Origin of the sequence: Pseudomonas alcaligenes (genome assembly GCF_014490745.1) — a bacterium.
GTDB classification, from domain to species: Bacteria; Pseudomonadota; Gammaproteobacteria; order Pseudomonadales; family Pseudomonadaceae; genus Aquipseudomonas; species Aquipseudomonas alcaligenes_C.
In genome coordinates this window covers 2,918,074-2,941,114 of record NZ_LZEU01000001.1, presented here as the reverse complement: position 1 = coordinate 2,941,114, position 23,041 = coordinate 2,918,074, and the positions used below count along the sequence as shown (strand labels likewise).

Here is a 23,041-nt window from a genome sequence, read left to right as displayed (position 1 = left end):
ACCGGTCATAAGCTCGACGATACTGGCGCTCCTGCGTGTCGGCAGGGGGCAAGCTGAGCGGGTTTGTATGAGGGCGCGGCCCCGATCCCTGGAGAGCTGTGCATGGCTGAGGGCTGCGCTCGGCATGGGCTCTGCTCTATTTAACGTGGACAACGGACACGCTACCCAAACAGCCTAGTTCATCCTGATCTAGCTTCTTGCCGGCCGACGCTGAAGCCCAGGCTCCCAGAGCCTGGGCCTCTCTCGCCTCAGGCCGAGGCGACCCACTCGGCGCCGCGTTCGGCGATCATGATGGATGCTGCGTTGGTATTGCCGCCGACCAGGGTCGGCATGATCGAGGCATCTATCACGCGTAGCCCCTCGATGCCATGCACGCGCAGCTGACTGTCGACCACCGCCATTTCGTCCTGCCCCATCTTGCAGGTACCGATTGGGTGGTAAATGGAGTCAGTACGTTTGCGCAGCAGGTCGATCAACTGCTCGTCGCTGTGCAGATCCTTGCTGTAGATATCACGTAGGCCGTAACGCGCCATCGGCGCCTGCTCGATGATCTCGCGGCTCATGCGATAGCCCTTGAGCAGGGTCTGCACGTCGTCGTCGTGGCTCAGGAAGTTTGGGTCGATACGGGGCGCCGCGCTTGGGTCGGCGGAGGACAGGCCGACACTGCCGATGCTCTTCGGCCTCAGCACGCAGACGTGGCAGCTGAATCCATGGCCCCAGTGCAGTTTGCGGTTATGGTCATCGACGCAGCCAATCACCGAATGCAACTGGATATCCGGGCGTGCGAGGCTCGCGTCGGTCTTGAGGAAACCACCGGCCTCGGCACAGTTGCTGCCCAGTGGGCCGCGCCGGTGGCGCAGGTAATCGACCAGGGCTTTGCTCATCTTCAGGCTGCCGCCAAGCGATATACCGAGCAGGGAGGTGTCCGTGCTCTTGTAACAGAGCACCGCATCCGGGTGATCCTGGAGGTTCTGGCCGACACCCGGCAGCTCGTGTTGCACGGCGATGCCCTGGGGTTTCAGCTCGGCTTCTGGGCCTATGCCGGAGAGCATCAGCAGGTGCGGGCTACCGAAGGCGCCTGCTGCCAGCAGTACTTCCTTGCGTGCCTTCAGTTGCTGGCGCCTGCCATTAATCAGGGCCTGCACGCCGATGGCCTGCTTGCCGTTGAGCATGACACGCTCCGCGTGGGCGCCGGTCAGCACGGTGAGGTTGCTGCGCTCGCGAATCGGTTTGAGGAAGGCCGTGGCCGTGCTCCAGCGGCGGCCATCGCGGATGGTGACGTCGTAGTAGCCGACACCTTCCTGCTGGGCACCGTTGAAGTCGGAGTTGTAGCTGTGACCCGCCTGCATCGCGGCCTCGACAAAGGACTCGGTGGCGGTGTGACGATGGGCGCGGCTTACATACAGCTCGCCATCTCCACCATGGAACTGACTGCTGCCACTGTGGTGCATCTCGCTTCTGCGGAAATACGGCAGCACGTCGGCGAAGGACCAGCCGTCGTTGCCCAGAGCCTGCCAGTCATTGAAGTCGTCGTGGTGGCCGCGGATGTAGATCATGCCGTTGATCGAGCTGCTGCCGCCCAGCACCTTGCCGCGAGGCTGATAGCCGAGGCGCCCATGCAATCCCGGCTGTGGCACGGTGTGGAAAGCCCAGTTGACGTGGCGGGTCGGCACAATGGCGGCGACGCCTATCGGGGTATGGATAAGCGGCGAGGTGTCCTCCGGGCCGGCTTCCAGCAGGCAGACACGGTTATCCGGGTTGGCACTCAAGCGGTTGGCCAGGACGCAGCCGGCAGAGCCGGCGCCAACGATGATGTAGTCGAATTCCATCTTTGCAGGTCTCGAATAGGGGGCGGGCGGTAGCCGGTCAGGGGATCGGATTGGGCCTGGGCTGGCCTACTGGCCATCCCATTTCGTGTATTGATTGATGAAGCTCCGTATACGCTGCGCAGCTTCCTGGGTCTGGGGCAGGGTAGGGATCAGTTGGAAGACATGGGGAAGCTGCGTCCATATCTCCAGCTGTACGGGTACGCCGCTAGCATTGGCCTTAGTGGCGGCACGTACAGCGTCATCCAGAAGCATTTCCGTGCTGCCCACCTGGAACAGCAGTGGCGGCAGACCGGAGAAATCGCCGAACAGGGGCGATACCGACGCTTGCGAATAGGTGTCGGCTGGCGCGTAGAAGTCGCGAATGGCAACGGCGAAAGGCAGCGTAAAAATTGGATCGTGGGATGCGTTGCCCAAAGCGCTCTTGCCGCTGAGGGTGAGATCTAGAAACGGCGAGAGGAGAACGGCGCAGCTCGGCAACGGCTGCTTGTCGGCCTTGATGTGCTGCAACGCCGCCATCACCAGGTTCCCGCCTGCGGAGTCGCCGGCAATGACGATGTCTTTGGCGTTGAACCCCTGGGCCAGCAGCCAGCGGTAGGTGGCGAGGCACTCTTCCAGCGCATGTGGGTAAGGGTGTTCCGGGGCCAGGCGATAATCCACCACTAATGCGCGGGTTTTCAGTGCCTGGCACCAGGATGCCACCATGGCGGCATATACATCTGGCGTGTAGGCGACGAATGCCCCGCCGTGGATGTAAAGCAGCACCCGCTCAGGCCGGTAATCTGCAGGCGATAGCCACTGAGCGGCAACACCATCGCAGTTCACGTTCTCTCGTCGTGCGCTGGCCAGAAGAGCAGGGGAGGCCTGACGATTCAACTGACTGAATTTTTGACGAAGTTTCGGGATGTCGATGCGCGCTCCAAGCGTCGACTTCACAGTGAGGCGCATCAGCAGATTGAGCAGGCCGATCGTGAAGCGTCCGCGGCGTGGATGGATGACGTGAGTGAATGTGTTCGCGCGCATGTGTGCAGTCATGTGCCACCTCAAGCTGGGGAGTGGTCGGCGGTAGGCCAGCGGTAACCGCGCAGTTGCTCACGCAATTGCAGCTTGCTGATCTTCCCGGTAGCGGTATGTGGAATTGCCTCAATGAACACCACGTCATCAGGGATACAGAACTTGGCGACCTTGCCGGGATATTGGGCAAGGATCTCTTCGCGACTCACGCTCTGATCCGCTTTTCTCACCACCACCAGCAGAGGCCGCTCATCCCACTTCGGATGGGCCATGCCGATGGCTGCTGCTTCGGCGACTGCCGGATGGCCCATGGCGATGTTTTCCAACTCGATGGAGCTGATCCACTCACCGCCGGACTTGATCACGTCCTTGGCGCGGTCGGTGATCTGCATGAAGCCGTCCTGATCCAGGGTTGCCACATCGCCCGTCGGGAACCAGCCGTCCAGCAGCGGGCTGTCGCTGCGGCGGAAATACTGGTCGAGAACCCAATGGCCACGAACCATCAGCGCGCCCGAGGTCTTGCCGTCGCGGGGCAGGGCATTACCCTCGTCGTCGACGATCTTCAGGTCGATGCCAAAAGGCGGCCGCCCCTGCTTGACCTCGATGGCGAAGCGCTTCTCTTCGTCGAGTTTGAGCTGCGAGGCCTTGAGCGCATTGATCGTCCCGATCGGCGACATTTCCGTCATGCCCCAGGCGTGCTGAATCTTGATGCCGAACTCGTTTTCGAAGCTCTTCATCAGGGCCGGGGGGCATGCTGCGCCACCGACAATCATGCGTTTGACGCTCGATAGCCCCGCGCCCTTCTTCTGCATGTATTGCAGCACGCTGAGCCATACGGTCGGTACGCCCGCAGAGACGGTGACGCCCTCATTCTCGAACAGGTTGAAGACGCTCTCGCCATCCAGGGCCGCCCCCGGAAACACCAGTTTGGCGCCAGCCAGGGGCGCCGAGTATGGAAGGCCCCAGGCGTTGACGTGGAACATTGGCACCACGGGCGCGACCACGTCACGGCTGGATAGCGCCAGTGCGTCCGGCAGCGCACTGGACAGGGCGTGCAGCAGGGTCGAGCGGTGCGAGTAGAGCACGCCTTTGGGGTTGCCCGTGGTGCCCGAGGTGTAGCAAAGGGCCGCCGCGGAGTGCTCATCAAGCTGTGGCCAGTCGAAATATGCGGACTCCTCGTCCAGCAGATCCTCGTAGCACAGCAGGTTGGCAATATTCAGGGACGGCATGTGTGCACGGTCGGTCAGGGCGACCCAGTGCTTGACGCTTGGGCAGTGCGCCGCGATGGACTCGACCAGAGTGGCAAAGCTCAGGTCAAAGCACACGACGCAGTCTTCGGCGTCGTTGACTATCCAGCTGATCTGCTCCGGAAACAGGCGCGGATTTATGGTGTGGGTGATCGCTCCCATGCCAGAGATCGCGTAGTACAACTCGAAGTGCCGATAACCATTCCATGCCAGGGTGCCAATGCGGTCGCCCGCTTGCACGCCGAGCTTGTTCAGGGCATTGGCAGCTTTCCTCGCCCGTTGGTGCGCTTCGGCATAGGTATAGCGGTGCAGGGAGCCCTCGACCGTGCGGGAAACGATCTCGGTGTCGCCGTGATATCGCTCGGCATGCTCAAGCAAGGAAGAGACGATTAGAGGCAGCGTCATCATTTGGCCGTGCATAGTGTTCTCGTTTTTTATTTTCATGGGCGCTGATACCAGGCTTGCCCTGTCTGGGGCTGGCAGTTAATGGCCTGGTGGTGTGTTCTGTGGCGAGCGCCGGTTATTCAACCGGCGGCTTGCGAAGGTTGTGCTCTGTAGGCGTCTGGCCTGGCGGGGAGAAACTCCAGGCGGCTGTCTGCAATGGGGTGTTCCAGCAGGATCTTCTTGTCACGCCCGTAATGGTGGAGCACTTTCCAGGGGTAGGCTTTGCCCTGGCGCGGCAGCAGATGCTGGTCACGCTGGATATAGCCTGAGTTCAAGCCCAGGATGCCTTCGTTCGTGGCGTTAGCTTCAGTGTCGAATGGAGTTACAACTTCAAGCCGCTGTTTCTCCATGTGCTTGAACAGGCGGCACAGATATTCGGCGGCAATGGTGGACTTCAGCGTCCAGGAAATATTGGTATAACCAAAGATCCAGGCGAAGTTGGGCACGTTTTCCATCAGAACGCCCTTGTAGGTCATCTGCTCGCCGACCGAAAACGACTTGCCGTCGATGGACAGTGACATGCCACCCAGCACCTGCAGCTTGAGTCCGGTGGCTGCGACAATGATGTCGGCCTGCAGCTCCTTGCCGGACTTCAGCAGGATGCCCTTCTCGGTAAAGCGCTCGATGTGGTCGGTTTCAACCGAGGCCTTGCCGCTGCGCACGGACTTGAACAGGTCGCCATTGGGTACGGCACAGAGTCGCTCGTCCCAAGGCATGTACTTGGGCGTGAAGTGGCGCATGTCGACATCCGGGCCGACCTTGCTGCGCACATGGGAAAGGAGGAATGCGCGCATCAGCTTCGGCCAGCGCCGGCAAGCAAGATAGATGCCCCGATACATCAGGATATTGCGCTTACGGCCCAGTCTGCTCGCCCAGCTGGCCGGCATGATATAGGACAAGGCAGCAGTCACCTTGTCGACCGATGGCAGTGAATAGATATAGGAAGGAGAGCGCTGCAGCATGGTGATATGCGCGACGCTGTCTGCCATCGCCGGAATCAGTGTCGCCGCAGTTGCGCCGCTACCAATGACAACCACTTGCTTGCCCTGATAGTTCAGGTTTTCAGGCCAGTGTTGCGGGTGAATCCGGGTGCCTTTGAAATTCTCTTCGCCAGGGAATTTGGGGAGGAAGCCATCGTCATGGTTGTAATAACCGGTACAGCACACCAGGTATTTGCAGCTGTAGTGGCGGGTTTCGCCGCTCGACTCATGAAGGGCTGTCAGGTGCCACAGCCGCTGTTGGCTGGACCAGTCCGCGCTGATGATCTTGATGCCGTATTGAATCTTCTTGGTGATGCCATATTCCGTTGCGGTGTCCTCGATGTATTGACGGATATCAGCACCATCGGCCAGCACTTTGGGTTTGTTCCACAGACGAAATTTGTAGCTGAAGCTGAGCATGTCCGAGTCCGAGCGTATTCCCGGATAGCGGAAGAGATCCCATGTCCCACCGATGCGCTCGCGGCGCTCCAGGATCGCCAGGGATTTCCCTGGAAACTCCTCGGCAAAATGGCAGGCACTACCTATGCCCGAAAGGCCCGCGCCAATGATCAAGATGTCGTGATGTTGGTTGCTCATAGGGGTCTCCAAGCTTACGGAGTAAGTAGGGCAGTCGATTGTTGGGGCGGCTCAGTGAGCGAGAAGTCCGGTTTGTGACGACGTCTGATAAGCCACATGGGTAGTACCTGGCAGGGGCAAGTAGCGGCGGAAAACTCCGCTGGATCCGGTTCGCTTGTGCCAACGGACTGTCGCATTCATCCGCTGCCCGGCACCGCGAGTCCCGAGTCGGGACGGCAGGAAAGCAATGCGGAAATTACGCGGCTGGTCAGCAGGAGATTTCCTCTTGCTGCGGCGTGTAGAGCATTGATGGGCGGCGTATCCGATAGGTAGAACCGAGAGCAGGGCGAGCCCCAGGGAAGGCTCATGCGGAGGGCATCGCCGTGCTTGGGCGCGAGATGTCACTGCGTCATTCATGAGGCGAGCTCCTGAAGCTTTTGTTGTTTCGCAGGACTGTAATCTGATTTATAAATTAACGCAACGACCGTTATTAAAATGATCGTTTTGTAAATTTGCGACTCTGCTCCGGGGCGGAGAGGGCGTCACATCGGAAGTCAGTCTGCTGTGCTTTGGCGGGCGACCCTGCCTGGCGGTGAAGAAAGGCGATGCCCCATAGCGTGTTGCATGGTTCGCCTTAGCGCTGCCTGGATGCAGTGAGCCAGCCGAATGCCCGCTGGTAACACTCCAGGGAGGTAGGGGGGCAATGCCATGCAGTCGAGCCGCCCAGCTGTTCAGTCGGCAGCGGTAGGCGCTGACGTTCTGGATGGGAGTGCATCCTGGCGTACAGCGTACTGGGCGCCACGGCTGTCACCGAATATCAAAATATTGTCGTGAAAGGCCAAGCATCGCTGAGCCGCTTGACCCTAGCATCCGAGCGCCAGTAGCGCGGTCGATCAGCTGCCGCCCGTGAGGCGGCAGGGTTCGGCATATCCAAATAACAAGAATGGAGTTGTCCGCATGGCGCAGGCCGCCACCCGCATGTTCGTAGACCTCTCCGTAGGCAAGAAGCTGTTTTGTGGTTTCGGTCTGGTGTTATTGCTCACCGTTGCGGTAACCGTCAGCGGCTTCCTGGCGGTTCAGGCAGTGTTGCAGGGGCATCGCCAGGTCGATCAGTTGGCGGCGGTGAATAAGGAGATTCTGCAGGCACGGCAACTGGAGCGCAGTTTCGCTGTCGAGCAGAGTGCCGGCAGCGCCAGGCAAGTGCGTGCCAGTCTGCTCCGGGTGCAGGAGCTGCTAGCGCGTCTGGCGCAGGACGCCACGCCCTCCGGGAAGCAGCACGTGCAGGAAATGCAGGAGGCGGTGAGCGAATACCTGAAACAATTCGGCAGTTACGTCGAGTCGGAGGGCAAGGCGCGGGCTGCGCGACAGGACATGAGTAAGGCTGCCGCCGAGGCTCGCGATCAGTTCGAGACGGTCGAGCTGGAAATGTACGACAGCGTGCGCCAGCAGCTCCAGCAGAGTGAGCGTCTTGTCGGCAACGACCCTCTTGCTCTAGCGGAGACCGCCTCGAGCCTCAGCAAGTCCTTGTTCGATCTGCGCAGCGAGGAGAATCTGTTCATCATCGACGATTCGGCCGAGGCTCTGAAACGGTGGTCCCTGCTCTGCGATGATCTGCGCAGTGTTGCCGACAGCATGGTGATCGGTTTGAGCGATGAGCAGCAGGCCGTGATCGCCACGGCATTGCAGGCCTTGACCCGATACCAGGAATCCTTCGGTTTCTATCGGCAGATCCGTGAGCAGAGCCATGCCAGCGAGAAGGTGATGATCGAGCGGGCGCATTCGGTGCTGCAGCTGGCCGAGTCAGCGCAACTCAGGGAGCTGCAACGCATGACGGATGCCAGCGACTGGGCCCTGATACAGCTCGGCGCAATGGGCTCCGCCGCAGTGATCTTCGGCCTGCTCGCCACCGTGCTGATCTCCCGTTCGATAGTCGGCCCCCTGCGCCAGAGCGTCGTTATTGCCCAGCGTATTGCCGAGGGAGACCTGAGCCAGGATCTGCCGCTGCAGCGACGTGACGAGCTGGGCCAATTGATGGCGGCGATGCAGGAAATGACCGGCAACCTGCGAACCCTGGTGGGGCGCATCGGCGGCGGCGTAGGACAGATCGCTGCGGCGGCCGAGCAACTTTCGGCGGTCACCGCGCAGACCAGTGCCGGGGTACAGATCCAGAAGCTGGAAACCGAGCAGGCCGCCACCGCGATGCACCAGATGACTGCCACCGTGCAAGAGGTGGCGCAGAATGCTGAGCTGGCTTCGCAAGCTGCGAGAGAGGCCGATCACGAGGCACAGCAGGGTAATCAGGTCGTGCAGCAGACGGTGAGCCAGATCGACGAGCTGGCCGCGGAGGTCGAGCAATCGGCCGAGGCGATCGCCGCGCTGAGCCATGAGAGCGAACGCATCACCAGCGTGCTGGAAGTGATCCGCAGCGTTGCCGAGCAAACCAATCTGCTGGCGCTGAATGCCGCCATCGAGGCCGCCCGCGCGGGCGACCAGGGGCGCGGTTTCGCCGTGGTGGCCGACGAGGTGCGGGCGCTGGCGCGGCGCACCCACGACTCGACCGAGGAAATCGAGGGCCTGATCGCCAGCTTGCAGCGCATGGCCAGGGGCGCGGTGGCGCAGATGGACAGCAGCCGTAGCCTGACCCAGCGCACGGTCGGTCTGGCAGCCCTGGCGGGCGACGCCCTGGCCCGCATCACTCAGGCGGTGAGTACCATCGAGCAGATGAATCAGCAGATCGCCGCTGCCGCTGAACAGCAGAGCGTGGTGGCGGAGAGTATTAGCGAAAGCGTGATCCGGGTGCGTGATATCGGCGAACAGAGCGCCAGCGCCAGCCAGCAGACCGCAGACTCCAGCGTCGAGCTGGCACGCCTGGGTGGTGCATTGCAGGATCTGGTCGCCCAGTTCCGTACCGCCTGATACCTGCCTGCACTGCTTTCACCGCGCTCGCACACGATGGGCGAAAGTGGGCGATGCTTCGCAAGGAATTTTCCTCCCCAGGCAATGCATCCATTGGGGGACGCCAATGGATGCATCTATGTCGGGCTGTTAGGGCAGGGTGAAGAGTACTTTCACCTTGTCGTTGACGGCGGCCTTATCGACATAGCCAATACGATTCGCCTCGCTACCCACCATCGCCACCACCGAGGCGTCATCGTCAACGCTTTGCGGTGGCTGGCCCTTGCCCGTGAATACCAATCCGGACCAGTACGATTTGAGTTGCGACTCGCTCTTGTTGGTGAGCGTTCTGTAGAACTTCTCCTTGGTAGGGTTCCAGCCTTTCTGATCGATGCTCTTGAGGCTGTTGTCCTTGCCCAGGAATATGTTGGCCACTTCAGACTGGGATGGGCTGACACTGGCGTTGGCAGCCATGATCACGGCCACCTCGGAGTGGGCGAGGGGAGCGGTCGTTGCCAGGGCGGTGGTGATCATGGCGGTGATGAGCAGTTTCATGTGGGGACTCCTCAGAATACGAAGTTGACGCCGACGCTGACGATGTCGCCGTCGTAGTTGCGCGAGGGAGCTCCCATCGCACCGTTGCTGGCTGCGAAGGCCGCGTGATCGAAAGTTTCCTGGGCGCTTTCCACGAACGTACCGCGATAGCCATTGCCACGCGTGTCGACCCGCTTGTATTCGCTCTTGAGGACGATGTTCGGCGCCAGGTTGTAGTTCACTCCATAGGTCCAGGAGCTCTGGCGGCCGTTGTCTTCGTCGAGCTGGGCGTAGGTGAGGTGGATCAGTACATCGCCAAAGCGGCGGCCGCCCATGAGATAGAACGCATCGACATTACCTTGCTGGTCGCCTTCGGTGTTGTTGCGGGTCCACTCATCGGAGGATACCCAGGTGCCGTTGTCGTACTGATAACCGATGGAGGTGAACTTGCCCTTCTGTCGATGAAGGTTGAGGAAGTCGATACTCGTTGGCGTGCCGACTGGGTCGATGACCGAGGCGGTAAGGTTCGTATCGATGTCAGCCTCGGCGTAACCCACGCGCAGCATGCCGAAATTGTCGGTTGTCAGGCTGGCGTTGGCGGCGAAGATCTTCTTGTAGTCGATGTCATGCAGCTCATCCAGGGCGAACAGATTGCGGTTGACCGCCTGCCCGCCTGCTGCCTGGAAAGCCAGGACACCGATAGGTGTTGGCAGGCTGTAGAGGATGTCACCGCCCTCGTAATTGCTCAGTTGAACCTGGCTGTAGACCTCGTCCGGCAGGCGCAGCCAGGGCTGGGTGAAGCCGACATCGAGGGTTTCCGAGTACATGTAGATCGGCGAGCGCAGGCGTCCTGCGCGTAGCGTCAGGCTTTCGGTTGCGCCCCAGGAGAGGTAGGCCCATTCCAGATTGCCCTTCCAGGTATCCTGCTCCGGTTTTAGGGTGGTTTGCACGGTCAGGCTCAGTGTGTCGGTGAGCCCATACTGGAGCTGGCCACCCAGTTTGGACAGCTGATCGCCGCGCCAGGCGTCAGTGGTTTGCCCGCTGATGCCGAAGCTCCGTCCTTGGTCTTCGCCTCCCAGGTGGGTGAGTCCGACGGTGCCGAAGCCATTGAGTCGATATTCACCTTGTTCCAGGGCCATGGCCGGAGTGCTCGCGATGAGACCTGCGAGACCGAGTGCTCTGATGCTTTGCATGCTCTACTGCTCTTGTGGTTGGGAAGGGTCAGATGCGGAACTGGGCGGTGGCGCTGCGCAGGTGGCTCCCGGTGTTGACCAGCTGTTCGCCCAATCGCGCCGTTGCGTCGGCGCCTTGAGTGGTGGTCTGGGTGTCCTGCTGTAAGCGCTCGGTGTTTTGCTGGATTGAGCGAGAGAGACCGATCTGCTTCTGGGTAAATCGGGCAATCCCGGCATTCAGCTCACCGTCGCGATCGGCAGAGGTCTGCCGGTGCGTTAGTAGATAGGGCGTTGCTGCGCTCAGCTCGGGGGCTGATGGGAGCTGTCGCGTTACATACTCACTCCTGCTTCTCTGTCACCCGCTGCGACCAGGTCAGGTCGACTGTTCATTGCCATGAGGCGCTGTGCCAACCTCAGGTTGAGCAATCCGCATTGGCTGGTGAGGCTGTTAACGAGCCTGAGCCCGCAACGCGGCAGAAGGCGGAACCAAGACCGGTTGATGTGGCTGGTTGAGAGGCCGGATGAAAGGGGGGCGACCTTGATCTCGGCAGCTTCCCCGAAATGACTGCTCGGGTTGCGGCAGTACCTTGATCCACAAGCCCATAGTTGCCCCGTCACATCGCTGTGATTTTTATTATATCGACTGTTGTGTAAAATACAGGAGTTTCGATTTCATGCAAAGCAGATTGGCGCGCGCTTATTGCAGGCGTGACATGTCCGGCTGTGAGCTCGAGGTTTGAGCTGAGCAGATTGAGGTGAAGTGACTGATGATCCGCCGCTTGGAGTCAGGGCGTGGAGGACAGAGGGCTCGTTGCGGCGGATACAGACCGGCGCAACGTACCCTCAGGGGAGGCTTAGCAAGTGGTGGCTTTGGCGCGGGATGAGCGGGTGCTGGTCTTGGGCGGAGAAATCATGATGATGAATGCGTCGAGCAGGGCCTGCCCGCGCTCCGCGCTGAAACGCTCGGGGTCGATAGGCAGCATCATGAGCCAGCCGTCACTGAAGGCGCTGACGTGATCAGTCAACAAGTCGGCGGGGATGTCATCGCGGATCTTGCCCTGGCGTTGGCCTTCCTCCAGTAGCGAAATGGAGACCTGGCGGAAGCGCGTATAACGCTCCTTGATGACGCTGGCGAAGGCCGGCTCGTGACGAGCATGGGCGAGCAGTTGCAGCCAGGAGAGCCAACTGTCCGGGTCGACGAGGCTGATCCATTGGTGCCACTGGTGGATTAGCGATTTGATGTCGAGTTGATCGCGATTGATTTCCAGGAGTGCTTCGACCTTGTCGAACAGGTTCTGGGCCACGGCACTGACCATTTCTTCCTTGTTGGCAAAATAGTAAGTCACGGCTCCGGTCGTGCATCCGGCGTGCTGCGCCACCTTGCGCATCGAGGCCCCGGAATAGCCTTCCCGGGCGATCACCGCGATCGCCGCTGCCAGCAGCTCGGCCCGTTTGGCGTCGTGATCGCCTACGGGGCGGCCACGACGGGTGACGGATTCGCTCTCACTACCGTGACTCTGAGGGCTGGAGGGGGGGAGGGGGCGTGATTTCGGCATGGGCAATATATGGTTTCGTTGGGTCAATCAATCGGAGTGGCGGTTGTCGCAGCATGTCGGGGCGCGACCCAGCATAGGGAAAAAAGCCAAGGAGCGCATCCGTCGTAAACTCCCGTTAGTAATTCGCCTGGGTGGCGAGAGTTGGTGCCGTGTGTGCTGCTGTGTCCGGTTTTAGGCGGCGATTTTGGTGAGGTTCATCGCTTCAGTCTCGGTTGTCGCATGTGCGGATCGGCTCAGGACGCCACGCAAAGTCAGTTGTCGCCACAGCCTGCGACCGCGACTGCGCGGATCTCCACGCGTAATTCGGGGAGTGCCAGTTGAGCAATGCCGATTGCCGTCCATGAGGGGTAGCGATCGGGGAAGTACTGGTCTTTGACCTTGGCGAAGGTCGGCATGTCGCCTTGGAGTTCGGTGTGGAAGGTCATCAGCTCGACGACGTCGCTGAGGCTCGCTCCCGCTTCCTCAATCACATGCTTCAAGGCCTGGAAGGCGAGGTGCGACTGCTCCTCGATGTCCTTGCCGGGGCTCATGCTGGCATCGATCCCAACCTGGCCTGAAACCCAGATCATGTCGCCGACGCGGGTCGCCTGCGAAAAGTGAAAATGGTCGTAGATCGACTGGGTCGGCGGCGGGTTGATGGATTGCCGTTTCAGCTTCTGGGTAGTCACCGCATGGTCTCCAATCAAGCAGCTTGGTGAAACGGTCTCCCGTTTCCCATGTGCGCCTTGCGCAGAAAACCTGGCAAGGGTGCTCTTTCTCAGGAGATATCACTGAGATGGATGGAGCCTAGCAGCCTCATTTATTTGGCGCAACAATCGTTATTTTAATATTTCGAGGTAGCTATGCCTGAGGTTGCCGGGAGGGGAGGTTCGATGACTGGCCCGCTTGCCCGGCAGCTTCGCTTCGGTTGTGTGCTACAGCGGGGAGGGCGCAGGTGAGGCAGGGGCACCCATATTCGAGCTGCTGTAGACATCCACTGGCCCATTACTCGGGGGCTGCAATGAGTGGGCTCGCATGCCAAGGGGCTCGAGAGCTATCGTGGATGAGGGGGAAGCATGGGCCGGTGCTATCCGGCCCATGAACCTGTGGCCTCTCAGAGGCTGCCGACCAGTTGCCCGCCATCTACGGCCAAAACGGCACCGGACATATAGGCTCCAGCGTTGCTGGCCAGTAGCAGGAAGGGCCCCTCCAGCTCATGCAGCTGGCCCAGTCGACGCATGGGGACGGCGTCGCGGATATAGGCTTGGCCATTGTCGCTGTCGAAGTAGGCGTCGTTCATCTCCGTCTTGAAGTAGCCGGGGGCAATGGCGTTGACCCGGATCTGGTAGCGCGCAAGCTCCAGCGCCAGGGATTTGGTCAGTTGCACCACGCCGGCCTTGGCCGTGCAGTAGTGGCTGTAGCCGGTGCCGACCCGCAGGCCGAGAATCGAGGCGATGTTGACGATACTGCCGCCTTGCCCTGCCTTGGCCAGGCGCTGGGCCGCCACCTGGGCGACGCGCCAGACGCCATCCAGGTTGGTGGCAAGCATGGCGCGCCAATCGTCCTCAGTGATTTCAAGAGGGCGCTGGCCGTTGCCGATACCGGCATTGTTGAGCACCACATCGACCACGCCGAAATGCGCCTCGGCCGCGTCGAAGGCCGCCTCAACACTGGCCCTATCGGTGACGTCGAGGGCCACCGAGAACGCCTGACCACCTTCCCAGTGGATTTCCTTGGCAACTTGTTCGAGTCGCTCTACTCGGCGTGCGGCCAGCACCACGCGAGCGCCGGCAAGTGCTGCGACTCGTGCCAGGTGCGCGCCAATGCCACTGGAGGCGCCGGTGATCAACACCACACGGCCGGCCAGAGAAAATTGTTTAGCGAAGTCGGATTCCATCAGAACACCTCGAACAGGCCGGCGGCGCCCATGCCACCACCGACACACATGGTTACCACCACATACTTCACGCCACGGCGCTTACCTTCCAGCAGGGCATGGCCGACCATGCGCGCACCACTCATGCCATAGGGGTGGCCGATGGCGATGGCACCGCCGTTGACGTTGTAGCGGTCGTTATCGATGCCCAGCGTGTCGCGGCAGTAGATCGCCTGGCAGGCGAAGGCTTCATTGAGTTCCCACAGGCCAATGTCATCGACTTTCAGGCCATGCTGCTTAAGCAGTTTGGGCACCGCGAGTACTGGGCCGATACCCATTTCCTCCGGGGCCAGGCCGGCAACGGCGATGCCACGGTAGGCGCCCAGCGGTTCCAGGTTACGCTGCTCGGCCAAGCGGCCATCCATCAGCACGCAAGCGCTGGCACCATCGGACAGCTGGCTAGCGTTACCCGCAGTGATGCAGCCGCCCTCGACCACAGGTTTGAGCCGGGTCAGATCCTCGAGCATCGTCTGCGCCCGGTTGCCTTCGTCCAGATGTAGAGTGACTTGCTCGAAGCTGACCGCACCTGTGGCCTTGTCGACTATTCGCTTTCTGGTGGTGACGGGGACTATCTCGCCGTCGAAGAGGCCGGCAGCTTGGGCTGCTGCCGTACGTTGCTGGGATCGCAGCGAATAGGCGTCCTGCTCCTCGCGGCTGATGCCGTAGCGTTGGGCCACCAGCTCGGCGGTGTGCAACATGGGCATGTAGGCGTGTTTGGCGTTCTGTATAACCCGCTCGTCGCCTTCGGCGATCGCCCATTCCATGTGCGGATTTTGCACCAGGCTGATTTGCTCCTGGCCGGCGCCGATGGTGACCTGCATGCCGTCGACCATGATTTGCTTGGCGGCGGTGGCGATGGCCATTAGGCCGGAGGCACACTGGCGATCGATGGTCTGGCCGCTGACCGACAATGGCAGGCCCGAGGCCAGTGCAGCCATGCGACCGAGGTTCCAGCCGGCGGTGCCGCTGGGCATTGCGGTGCCCATCACCAGATCTTCGATTTCGGTGGCCTCGATGCCGGCGCGCTCGACAGCGGCGCGGATGGCGAAACTGGCCATACTCGGCGACTTGAGGTTGTTAAAGGCGCCGCGGAATGCCTTGCCGATCGGCGTGCGGGCGGTGGAGAGGATGACGGCTTCTTTCATGACGCGGGTGTCCTGTATGGATGGGCCCGTTGCTCGGGCCCAGGGGGTCAGATTCTTTCGATGCGGCTCTGGCCGGCGGCCACCAGGCGCTCCAGCAGCGGTGCCGGCTGGAACCACATCTCACCGTAGGCGCCGAGTGCCTGGCGGTAGTGCTGGATGCCTGCTAGCACCTTGTCCAGACCAAGCCGCTCGGCGTAATGCAGGGGGCCGCCGAGGTGGGCGGGGAAGCCGTAGCCGTTGATCCACACCAGGTCGATGTCGCTGGCGCGCAGGGCGATACCTTCGTCGAGCAGCTGGATCCCTTCGTTGATCAGCATGAACAGGCAGCGGTCATGGATCTCCCGATTGTCGATGGGGCGCCGGGGGACGTGCAGCTCGCCAGCCAGGCGCTCTGCCAGTGCAATCACCTCGTAATCGTCCGTGCGGTTGCGGCCCTCGTAGAGGTAGAAGCCGCGTCCGGTTTTCTGTCCGTGTCGGCCGAGGGCATAGAGTTCGTCGCCGAGGCGGCAGTAGCTTGGGTCATGGGCGAAGGCGGCGCGATTGGAGTTGCGCACCAGGAAGTTCACATCGATGCCGGCCAGATCCAGCATGCTGAACACACCCATGTTCAGGTCAAGGCCGGTGAGCACCTGATCCACCTGCGCGGGGGTGGCACCCTCCAGTACCAGACGATGGGCCTCACGAGAGTAGGGCTCGAGCATGCGGTTGCCGATGAAGCCGAAGCACACCCCGGAGATCACCGGCAGTTTGCCGATGCGCTTGGCGATCTTCATGGTGGTGGCCAGCACGTCCGGCGCGGTGGCCTTGCCGCGTACCACTTCGAGCAGGCGCATGACGTTGGCCGGGCTGAAGAAGTGCAGGCCGATCACGTCCTGCGGCCGGGCGACGGTGGCCGCGATGGCGTCGACGTCGAGCGACGAGGTGTTACTGGCCAGGATGGCGCCCGGCTTGCACACCTGATCGAGGGTGCGGAACACCTGCTGCTTGATCTCCATCTTCTCGAACACCGCTTCGATCACCAGATCGGCGTCGGCCAGGTCGGCGTAGTCGCAGGTGCCTTGCAGCAGGGCCATGCGCTGCTCCAGCTGGGCTTCGCTGAGCTTGCCGCGCTTGACACTGATCTCGTAGTTCTTGCGGATGTTCGCCAGGCCGCGATCCAGCGCCTCGTCCTTGAGCTCCAGCAGAACCACAGGAATGCCGGCATTGACGAAGTTCATGGCAATGCCGCCACCCATGGTGCCAGCGCCGATCACCGCAACCTTGTCTATCTTGCGCAACGCAATGTCCGCCCCGATGCCGGGAATCCGCCCTGCCTCGCGTTCGGCGAAGAACACATGGCGCAAAGCAGCCGACTGCGCAGAGGCCTCGGCCTCCTTGAACAGCGCGCACTCACGGACCAGACCCTCGCTCAGCGGCATGGTGCAGGCGGCCTCCACCGCGGCGAGCACCAGGCGCGGTGCCAGGCGGCTCTTCCAGCGTGGCTCGCTGGCGGCGCGGAAGTTCGCGAAGAAGTCGCTGGTAACACTAGCGGCCGGATTGTTGAAACGGTCTGCCCGACGTGCCGGGGCATTTAGTGCCAGCAGCTCATGGGCGAAGGCGCGTGCGTCGTCCAGCAGGCTTTCGGCGCTTGCGCCCAGGCGATCGAGAAGGCCGAGTTCGAAGGCGCGCCCGGCGCGGATCGGCTGGCCGGAAATCATCATGCCCAGTGCCGGCTCGACACCGATCAGGCGCGGCAGGCGCTGGGTGCCGCCGGCACCCGGCAGCAGGCCCAGGTTGATCTCCGGCAGACCGAGACGAGCGTTCGGTTCGCCGATCCGGTAGCCGCAGGCCAGGGCCAGTTCCAGGCCGCCGCCGAGGGCGAGTGTGCCGATGGTGGCGATCAGCGGCTTGTCCAGTTCGGTCAGGCGTACCAGTAGGCTGGGCAGATCCGGCGTGGCGAACGAGGCGTCGGTGCCGAACTCGGTGATGTCGGCACCGGCGCAGAACAGGCCGTGCTCGCCGTGGAGGATGATGGCCTGCACGCTGGTGTCAGCAGCGGCACGCTCGCAGGCGTCGAGGATGGCGGCGCGCAGTGGCTGGCCGAGGGCGTTGACCGGCGCACGGGCCAGGCCGATCAGGGCCAGGCCGTCTTCGAGGCGGTAATGAATCAGATCGCTCATTGGGAGATCCTTGTAGCGTGTAAAGGGGAGAGGTCAGAACCAGGCGTTCTGCATGTCGTGGCACAGCCGGTTGCCGGCGCCGAGCAGGCGCGCTTGGCTTTCCACTGTGGCCAGTTCCCAATCCATGAAGTAGCGCGCGGCGTGCAACTTGCCCTGGTAGAAGTCGGCCTCGCTGCCGGTGGCGCCGGCGCTCAGGGCGCGGCTGGCGACCAGCGCCTGGCGCAGCCAGATCCAGCCGACCACGACACGGCCGAACAGATCGAGATAGGCGGTGGCGTTGGAGAGGCCGAGGTTGGCGTCGGCAGTAACCTGCGCCAGCAGCTCGGGCGTGACGCGTTCGAGGATGCCCAGCGCGTCGCCCAGGGAAGTGGCCAGTGGCGCACAGATGCGATCGACATAGGCCTGGTCGAGACTGACGCGGGCCTCGGTGAGGAACAACCGATAACCCTTGCCGTCGTGGTAGCTGAGCTTGCGGCCGAGCAGGTCGAGGCCATGGATGCCTTCGGTGCCTTCGTGGATCGGGTTCAGGCGGTTGTCGCGGTAGTACTGTTCCAGCGGGTACTCGCGGATATAGCCGGAGCCGCCGAGCACCTGAATGCCGAGGTCGGAGGCGATCACGCCGTACTTCGACGGGTAGGACTTGACCATGGGAATCAGCAGGTCGAGCAGCTCGGCGGCGTCCTCGCGCGCGCTCTGCTCGGGCGCGGTGTGGGCGTCCTCGAACAGGCTGCTGGCGTACAGGCACAGCGCCAGGCTGCCCTCGGCATAGACCTTCTGCTGCAACAGCATGCGGCGCACGTCGGCATGCTCGACGATGCGCACCTGGGGCGCCAGCGGATCCTTGCTGCCTGGCAAGCGGCCCTGTGGTCGCTCGCGGGCGTAGTCGAGGGCGTGAATGTAGCTCTGGTAGGCCAGCGCCGATGCGCCCAGGGCCACGCCGATGCGTGCCTCGTTCATCATCTGGAACATGTAGGACAGGCCCTTGTTGGCTTCGCCCACCAGATAGCCGACAGCACCGTCCTTTTCACCGAAGCTGAGCACGGTGGAGGTGGTGTTGCGGTAGCCCATCTTGTGCAGCAGGCCGGCCAGCGCCACGTCGTTGCGCGGGCCCAGGTTGCCGGCCTGGTCGACCAGGAATTTCGGTACCAGGAACAGCGAGATACCCTTGACCCCGGCTGGCGCTCCATCAATACGAGCTAGCACCATGTGCACGATGTTGTCGGTCAGCTCGTGGTCGCCACCGGAGATGAACATCTTCTGGCCGAACACCCGATAGCTGCCGTCGCCGGCTGGTCGCGCGGTGGTGCGGATATCGCCGAGCGCCGAGCCTTGGCCCGGTTCGGTGAGGGCCATGGTGCCGCTGTAGCGGCCATCGAGCATCGGCGCCAGGAAGCGCTGGCGCAGCGCGTCGCTGGCGAAGCTTCTGACCAGGTTGGCTGCGCCGATGGTCAGGAAGGAGTAGCCGGCGCTGGCGATGTTGGCGGCATTGAAATAAGCCATGCAGGCGCGCAGTACCACTTCCGGCAGCTGCAGGCCGCCATCCTCGGCATCGTGGTGGGCGGCATGGAATCCGGCTGCGGCGAGAGCGTCCCAGGCAGCCTTGGTTTCGGGAATCAGGGTGACTTTTTCGCCGTCGAAGGTCGGCTCGTTGGCGTCGCCCTTATGGTTATGCGGGGCGAGGTATTCGGCGGCGATGCTGCGCGCGGTGTCCAGGGTGGCGTCGAACACGGCGCGGTCGTGCTCGGCATAGCGCGGGCGTTGCAGCAGCGCTTCGGTGTCGAGCATTTCGTAGAGCTGGAAGCTCAGTTCGCGCTCGTTGAGCAACTTGTCGGTCATGGCGTTCTCGTCGGATTGAAAATGCAGGCGCCTGTTGTAGCAAAGGGCCTGGAACCGACGCGTCGAACCGAGGGTGGAAATCAGGGTGGAATTTGGCTTGAGCTGGGTGGAGCGGGGCGTTTATGACAGCCCGTGTCAGTCCACCAGCTTCAGGGCTCGGGCGGCCTGTAATGCACTGTCGCGGTCGCCGGCATCGAGCTTGCGGAACAGGTTGTTGATGTGGGTTTTCACTGTGCTCAGGCTGATGTACAGGTTGTCGGCGATCTGTTGGTTGCCTTGGCCACGGGCCATGCGCCGCAGTACGTCCTGCTCGCGGCGGGTGAGCGGTTCGGCTAGCAGCTGCTGGGCAACGTCGGCGCTACGGCGCAGGCCGGGCAGCAGTCGTACCAGGTGCTCGGGCGGTGGCAGCGGCTGCTCCAGGCCGAGCTGGCGACGGGTCTGAGGGTTGAGCAACTGACGGAACAGTTCATCGAGTTGGCGGCCTTCGAGTTGCATCAGTTGTCCGTAGCCGTGGCGTGCCGCCAGTTGCAGGGCCTGCTCCAGACTCCCTAGTGCTTTGTCCTGGTGGCCGCTGTCGCGGTGCAGCGTGGCGTCGAGCAGGAACAGGTCGAGGCGCAGGCGCTGGAGGTGTTCGGCCTCGGCCAGTTCGTGCAGGTTGTCGGCGATCTGCCGCGCGCTGGCATGCTGGCCGAGATGGCGCTGGATCCAGGCGTAGGCCATCCACTCCTCGGGCATCAACTCGACGCCGTAGAGGCGGCGGCAGCCGTGCCACTCCTTGAGCCAAGCGAGGATGAAGTCCTGGTCGTGTTCGCAGCCGGCCAGCCTGGCCCGGTAAGCGCCTATCTGCCGGTACAGGGCGAACAGCTTGAACTGCCGGGCAAGCCGGCGGGCTTCGTCCCAGCGCGATCGAGCCAGCGCTGGTTTGCCCTGGGCCAACAGCCGGTAGGCCTGATAGTGAATGACCCAGGGCAGGCCGGCGCTGTGCGGGAAGGCCAGCGCAATGGCTTCGGCCTGGCTCAGGCTCAGTGCGGCTTGCTCCAGGTGGTTCTGTTCCAGCTGGACGATGCCCTGGCCCAGTTGCTGGAACAGGTCATAGAACGAGCCGGATGTGCCGGGCGGCAGATCCACGCCGAGGAAGCGCGCACCGGCCTTCTCCACTTCCCCCTGAGCCAGCTGGATCTGGCCTAGCAGCAGTTGCAGCATGTTGGTGTAGCCGCTGAAACCCAGGGTTTCCAGCTCAGCAAGGGCCTGGTTCGCTGCAGAGCGTGCCTGATGGGCGTGCCCTAGGGAGAACAGGCAGAGGGCCCGGTTGAACAGCAGCACGGCGGTGGCTGCACTGGGGGTGGGGTATTGCTCGATGGCGCGATCAACCAGGCGCAGGCCATGGTTGAAATTGCCACCCAGCGCGGCCAGTCGGCTGCGCAGGAAGGCGAGGGTCTGGTGAACGCGCTCCGGGCGCCGCTCGGGGACTTCGTGGCGACGTATCAGCCGTTGCAGTCGTTGCAGGCAGGCGCTTGCATGGCTGATGTCGTTGGTGACTATCACTGTGCTCGCCTCGGTAACGGCCAGGGTGAAATGCTCGGGGGCATTCTCCCCTGGCACTTTGGCGAGGAAGTCGACGATACGGTTCACTTCTCCCTCGCGCAGCAGGTCGAAACAGTGTTGTTCCAGGGTGGCGAGCAGGCGGTTGAAGTCTCGAGCACGACCTAGTTGATAAACGGCTTCGGCATAACAGCGCTGGGTGAGCAGCCAGTCGGCGGCTTGCAGGTGCAACTGATTGAGCAGGTGCGGATGCTGCTGGAATGACTGGTAAAGAGTGCGGCGCAACAACGGGTGTAGACGGAACACCAGGCGCTCGCCCTTGCGCTGCTGGATGAACAGATCCTGGCGCTGCAGCTGCCGGATCAGTTGGGCGGCGTTGTCCTGTCCGCCAATGTAGGTGGCCAGGTCGGTATCGAATGCACTGACGACCGACAGGCGCGTGAGGAAATTCAGCAAGGGTGGCGGCAGTCGTTGCAGGAGCTCTTCGCGAAAGAAGCGGGCAACCTGCTCGAAGGCGTGCTGTGCCAGGAACTGCGGTGCGTCGGTCGGGTTGAAGTCTGTCAGGCGCGCGCCCGCATAGCTGCCAAGGCCCAGCAGAATTCCGCTGATCCAGCCTTCGCTGTCGGCTCGCAGCAGATACACCAGGTCGCTGTTCAGGCTTTGCCCTCGTGCGCTTGCCAGTTCGCGGATTTCGCCGCTGTCCAGGGCGAGGTCGCGTACATCCAGTATCTGCAGGCGCTGATTGCGGTTCAGGTGGCTGAGGGAAACGGCGGGTTCGCCTTCGCACGAGGCCAGCAGGTGAAGGTGCTGCGGCGGGTAGTGAAGTAGCTCCTCGAGGTAGTGGCAGGCCGCGCGTGCGCGCAGCAGATGCAGGTCATCGAGGATCAGGGTGAAGCGCTCTTCGCGGCTCTCCAGGTGGTTGACGATGCTTGTCCAGAGGCTCGCTTCCTCGGCCCTGCTCGGTGTTGCGCACGGCAACGGCAGTTCGAGCGCATGGCACAACTGCACCAGCAGATTGAGTGGCTGATTGTCGCTCTCATCCAGGCGATACCAGGCCCAGGGCAAGGCTGCATCATTCAGGCTGAACGCGTATTGGGCCAGCAGGTTGCTCTTGCCGTAGCCGACCGGTGCGCTGATCAGGCTGAGCATTACGCCCTTGTCGGCTGCCTCACCAAGACATTTCAACAAGGCTGGCCGTGCCAGGCCCATGGCTGGCAGTTGTGGCGGACGGAGCTTGTTGCGCCTGGGAGCAGTCTGTTTCATCGCCGGTTAGCCAGAGTCCTTGCTGTATACGCAATTGTTGCAGTGGAGCGACCCATGTCGAGGCTCATGGGAGCAGTGTTCAGTTGCTGGCCACCAGAAGTTTCACTGCTTGGCAGGCCGTTTCCGTCTCTGTCTCTAAGCGTTTCAGGTCGCCATGACCGGACCAGCCAAGCAGCAGACCATCGACCAGGTTGAGAATCAGGCGACTAACCCTGATCAGTGTGGCCCTGTCCAGTTGTGAGTCAGTGACGCGCTCGATTGCCCGCTCTGTTACCTCGCCGGCCATGGAGTAGATCTTGCTGGCCATTTCCGGCTTGTTGCGCAGGGTCCAGAAGAACAGCTCGGACTGTGCTGTGGCCAGCTCGGGGTGCGCGGTGAACCATTTGACCATCTGACGCAGCATATCCGCTGCGTTTTCCGCGGCAGTGGCGCCGCTCGGCTCAAGCTCCAGTGCTTGTTGGGGCACGCTGAACATCGACTCATAGACGGCGTAGAAGAGTTCGTCCTTGGTGTGGAATACGTAGTGCAGTGAGGCCAGCGGTGAGTTCGCAGCTGCAGCGATCCGCCGCGTAGTGGCATTGGCTACCCCATGCTCCGCAATCACTTTGACTGTGGCTTCGATGAAGTCCTGTCTGCGCAGTTCCGCGCCCATTCTGGCCATAAGGCAACCTCCTTTTGGCGGTATTACCGCCTGCTAGCGTGCTCGTTTTTTGTCGTGGTCGATGCTACCGCATGGGCGCTGAATGCGTCATGAACCCCATGTGCTATCGCTTGATGAGGTTTGTACTGAGGCGTCGCGTACATGACTCAGCTGCTTGTACAAATAAAAAATAACGAGTGTTTCGTAAATTCTCAAAATGGTGCGGCCTGCTGAAGCAAAATGGTGCAAGAAGTGGGTGTGTAGGTATCACTCCTTGCCTCGGAAGAGGCTGCTACG

The 23,041-nt window shown here is 62.0% G+C and carries 15 protein-coding genes; 1 reads left to right on the top strand and 14 read right to left on the bottom strand.

Annotated elements, in window-relative coordinates; genetic code table 11:
• Window positions 1-248: 248 nt before the first annotated feature.
• From A9179_RS13260 to A9179_RS13245, 4 genes are all read right to left on the bottom strand, one after another.
• The gene (locus A9179_RS13260; RefSeq protein WP_187806545.1) at window positions 249-1,829 is read right to left on the bottom strand and encodes a GMC family oxidoreductase; all 1,581 of its coding nucleotides are present in this window, start codon (window positions 1,827-1,829) and stop codon (window positions 249-251) included.
• A gap of 66 nt (window positions 1,830-1,895) precedes the next feature.
• Window positions 1,896-2,861, bottom strand: a complete 966-nt coding sequence (locus tag A9179_RS13255) for an alpha/beta hydrolase (RefSeq protein WP_262410587.1) — start codon at window positions 2,859-2,861, stop codon at window positions 1,896-1,898.
• A gap of 8 nt (window positions 2,862-2,869) precedes the next feature.
• Window positions 2,870-4,531 carry a 3-(methylthio)propionyl-CoA ligase gene (locus A9179_RS13250; protein WP_316851836.1) on the bottom strand — a complete coding sequence of 554 codons (1,662 nt, stop codon included), beginning with the start codon at window positions 4,529-4,531 and terminating at the stop codon, window positions 2,870-2,872.
• Window positions 4,532-4,611: 80 nt separating this feature from the next.
• Complete coding sequence (locus A9179_RS13245) at window positions 4,612-6,108, bottom strand: flavin-containing monooxygenase (RefSeq protein ID WP_187806541.1); 1,497 nt, start codon at window positions 6,106-6,108, stop codon at window positions 4,612-4,614.
• A gap of 936 nt (window positions 6,109-7,044) precedes the next feature.
• On the opposite strand from A9179_RS13245, the gene A9179_RS13240 reads away from it, so the two are divergent.
• Window positions 7,045-9,003 (top strand): methyl-accepting chemotaxis protein, encoded by a 1,959-nt coding sequence (locus tag A9179_RS13240; protein ID WP_187806539.1) that lies wholly within the window; start codon window positions 7,045-7,047, stop codon window positions 9,001-9,003.
• A 129-nt stretch (window positions 9,004-9,132) separates the two neighbouring features.
• Here A9179_RS13240 and A9179_RS13235 read toward each other — a convergent pair whose 3' ends face one another.
• The 10 genes from A9179_RS13235 to A9179_RS13190 all read right to left on the bottom strand — a co-directional run bounded on the left by A9179_RS13235 (window position 9,133) and on the right by A9179_RS13190 (window position 22,765).
• Window positions 9,133-9,537 (bottom strand): phosphate ABC transporter substrate-binding protein, encoded by a 405-nt coding sequence (locus A9179_RS13235; protein WP_187806537.1) that lies wholly within the window; start codon window positions 9,535-9,537, stop codon window positions 9,133-9,135.
• An 11-nt stretch (window positions 9,538-9,548) separates the two neighbouring features.
• Window positions 9,549-10,709: a porin gene (locus tag A9179_RS13230; RefSeq protein WP_187806535.1), complete on the bottom strand. Its 1,161-nt coding sequence runs from the start codon at window positions 10,707-10,709 to the stop codon at window positions 9,549-9,551.
• An 833-nt stretch (window positions 10,710-11,542) separates the two neighbouring features.
• Window positions 11,543-12,244: a TetR/AcrR family transcriptional regulator gene (locus A9179_RS13225; RefSeq protein WP_187806533.1), complete on the bottom strand. Its 702-nt coding sequence runs from the start codon at window positions 12,242-12,244 to the stop codon at window positions 11,543-11,545.
• Between the two features lie 251 nt (window positions 12,245-12,495).
• On the bottom strand, window positions 12,496-12,912 hold the full coding sequence (locus tag A9179_RS13220; RefSeq protein WP_187806531.1) for a RidA family protein: 417 nt from the start codon (window positions 12,910-12,912) through the stop codon (window positions 12,496-12,498).
• 425 nt (window positions 12,913-13,337) lie between these two features.
• Entirely contained in the window at window positions 13,338-14,120 is a 783-nt protein-coding gene (locus A9179_RS13215) for an SDR family NAD(P)-dependent oxidoreductase (RefSeq protein WP_187806529.1), read from the bottom strand.
• Window positions 14,120-15,304, bottom strand: coding sequence for an acetyl-CoA C-acyltransferase (locus A9179_RS13210; RefSeq protein ID WP_187806527.1), 1,185 nt, complete (start codon window positions 15,302-15,304; stop codon window positions 14,120-14,122). Before A9179_RS13210 ends, A9179_RS13215 begins: the two co-directional genes overlap by 1 nt.
• 47 nt (window positions 15,305-15,351) lie before the next feature.
• Window positions 15,352-17,463, bottom strand: coding sequence for a 3-hydroxyacyl-CoA dehydrogenase NAD-binding domain-containing protein (locus A9179_RS13205; protein WP_187806524.1), 2,112 nt, complete (start codon window positions 17,461-17,463; stop codon window positions 15,352-15,354).
• 33 nt (window positions 17,464-17,496) lie between these two features.
• Window positions 17,497-19,299: an acyl-CoA dehydrogenase gene (locus A9179_RS13200; protein ID WP_187806522.1), complete on the bottom strand. Its 1,803-nt coding sequence runs from the start codon at window positions 19,297-19,299 to the stop codon at window positions 17,497-17,499.
• 135 nt (window positions 19,300-19,434) lie between these two features.
• Window positions 19,435-21,990, bottom strand: coding sequence for a LuxR C-terminal-related transcriptional regulator (locus tag A9179_RS13195; protein WP_187806520.1), 2,556 nt, complete (start codon window positions 21,988-21,990; stop codon window positions 19,435-19,437).
• A 193-nt stretch (window positions 21,991-22,183) separates the two neighbouring features.
• Window positions 22,184-22,765: a TetR/AcrR family transcriptional regulator gene (locus A9179_RS13190; protein WP_187806518.1), complete on the bottom strand. Its 582-nt coding sequence runs from the start codon at window positions 22,763-22,765 to the stop codon at window positions 22,184-22,186.
• Window positions 22,766-23,041: the final 276 nt, after the last annotated feature.

Coding starts and splice junctions, on each gene's coding strand:
- A9179_RS13260 (WP_187806545.1), bottom strand. CDS start 1,829: ATGGAATTCGACTACATCATCGTTGGCGCCGGCTCTGCCGGCTGCGTC.
- A9179_RS13255 (WP_262410587.1), bottom strand. CDS start 2,861: ATGACTGCACACATGCGCGCGAACACATTCACTCACGTCATCCATCCA.
- A9179_RS13250 (WP_316851836.1), bottom strand. CDS start 4,531: ATGAAAATAAAAAACGAGAACACTATGCACGGCCAAATGATGACGCTG.
- A9179_RS13245 (WP_187806541.1), bottom strand. CDS start 6,108: ATGAGCAACCAACATCACGACATCTTGATCATTGGCGCGGGCCTTTCG.
- A9179_RS13240 (WP_187806539.1), top strand. CDS start 7,045: ATGGCGCAGGCCGCCACCCGCATGTTCGTAGACCTCTCCGTAGGCAAG.
- A9179_RS13235 (WP_187806537.1), bottom strand. CDS start 9,537: ATGAAACTGCTCATCACCGCCATGATCACCACCGCCCTGGCAACGACC.
- A9179_RS13230 (WP_187806535.1), bottom strand. CDS start 10,709: ATGCAAAGCATCAGAGCACTCGGTCTCGCAGGTCTCATCGCGAGCACT.
- A9179_RS13225 (WP_187806533.1), bottom strand. CDS start 12,244: ATGCCGAAATCACGCCCCCTCCCCCCCTCCAGCCCTCAGAGTCACGGT.
- A9179_RS13215 (WP_187806529.1), bottom strand. CDS start 14,120: ATGGAATCCGACTTCGCTAAACAATTTTCTCTGGCCGGCCGTGTGGTG.
- A9179_RS13210 (WP_187806527.1), bottom strand. CDS start 15,304: ATGAAAGAAGCCGTCATCCTCTCCACCGCCCGCACGCCGATCGGCAAG.
- A9179_RS13205 (WP_187806524.1), bottom strand. CDS start 17,463: ATGAGCGATCTGATTCATTACCGCCTCGAAGACGGCCTGGCCCTGATC.
- A9179_RS13200 (WP_187806522.1), bottom strand. CDS start 19,299: ATGACCGACAAGTTGCTCAACGAGCGCGAACTGAGCTTCCAGCTCTAC.
- A9179_RS13195 (WP_187806520.1), bottom strand. CDS start 21,990: ATGCTCAGCCTGATCAGCGCACCGGTCGGCTACGGCAAGAGCAACCTG.
- A9179_RS13190 (WP_187806518.1), bottom strand. CDS start 22,765: ATGGCCAGAATGGGCGCGGAACTGCGCAGACAGGACTTCATCGAAGCC.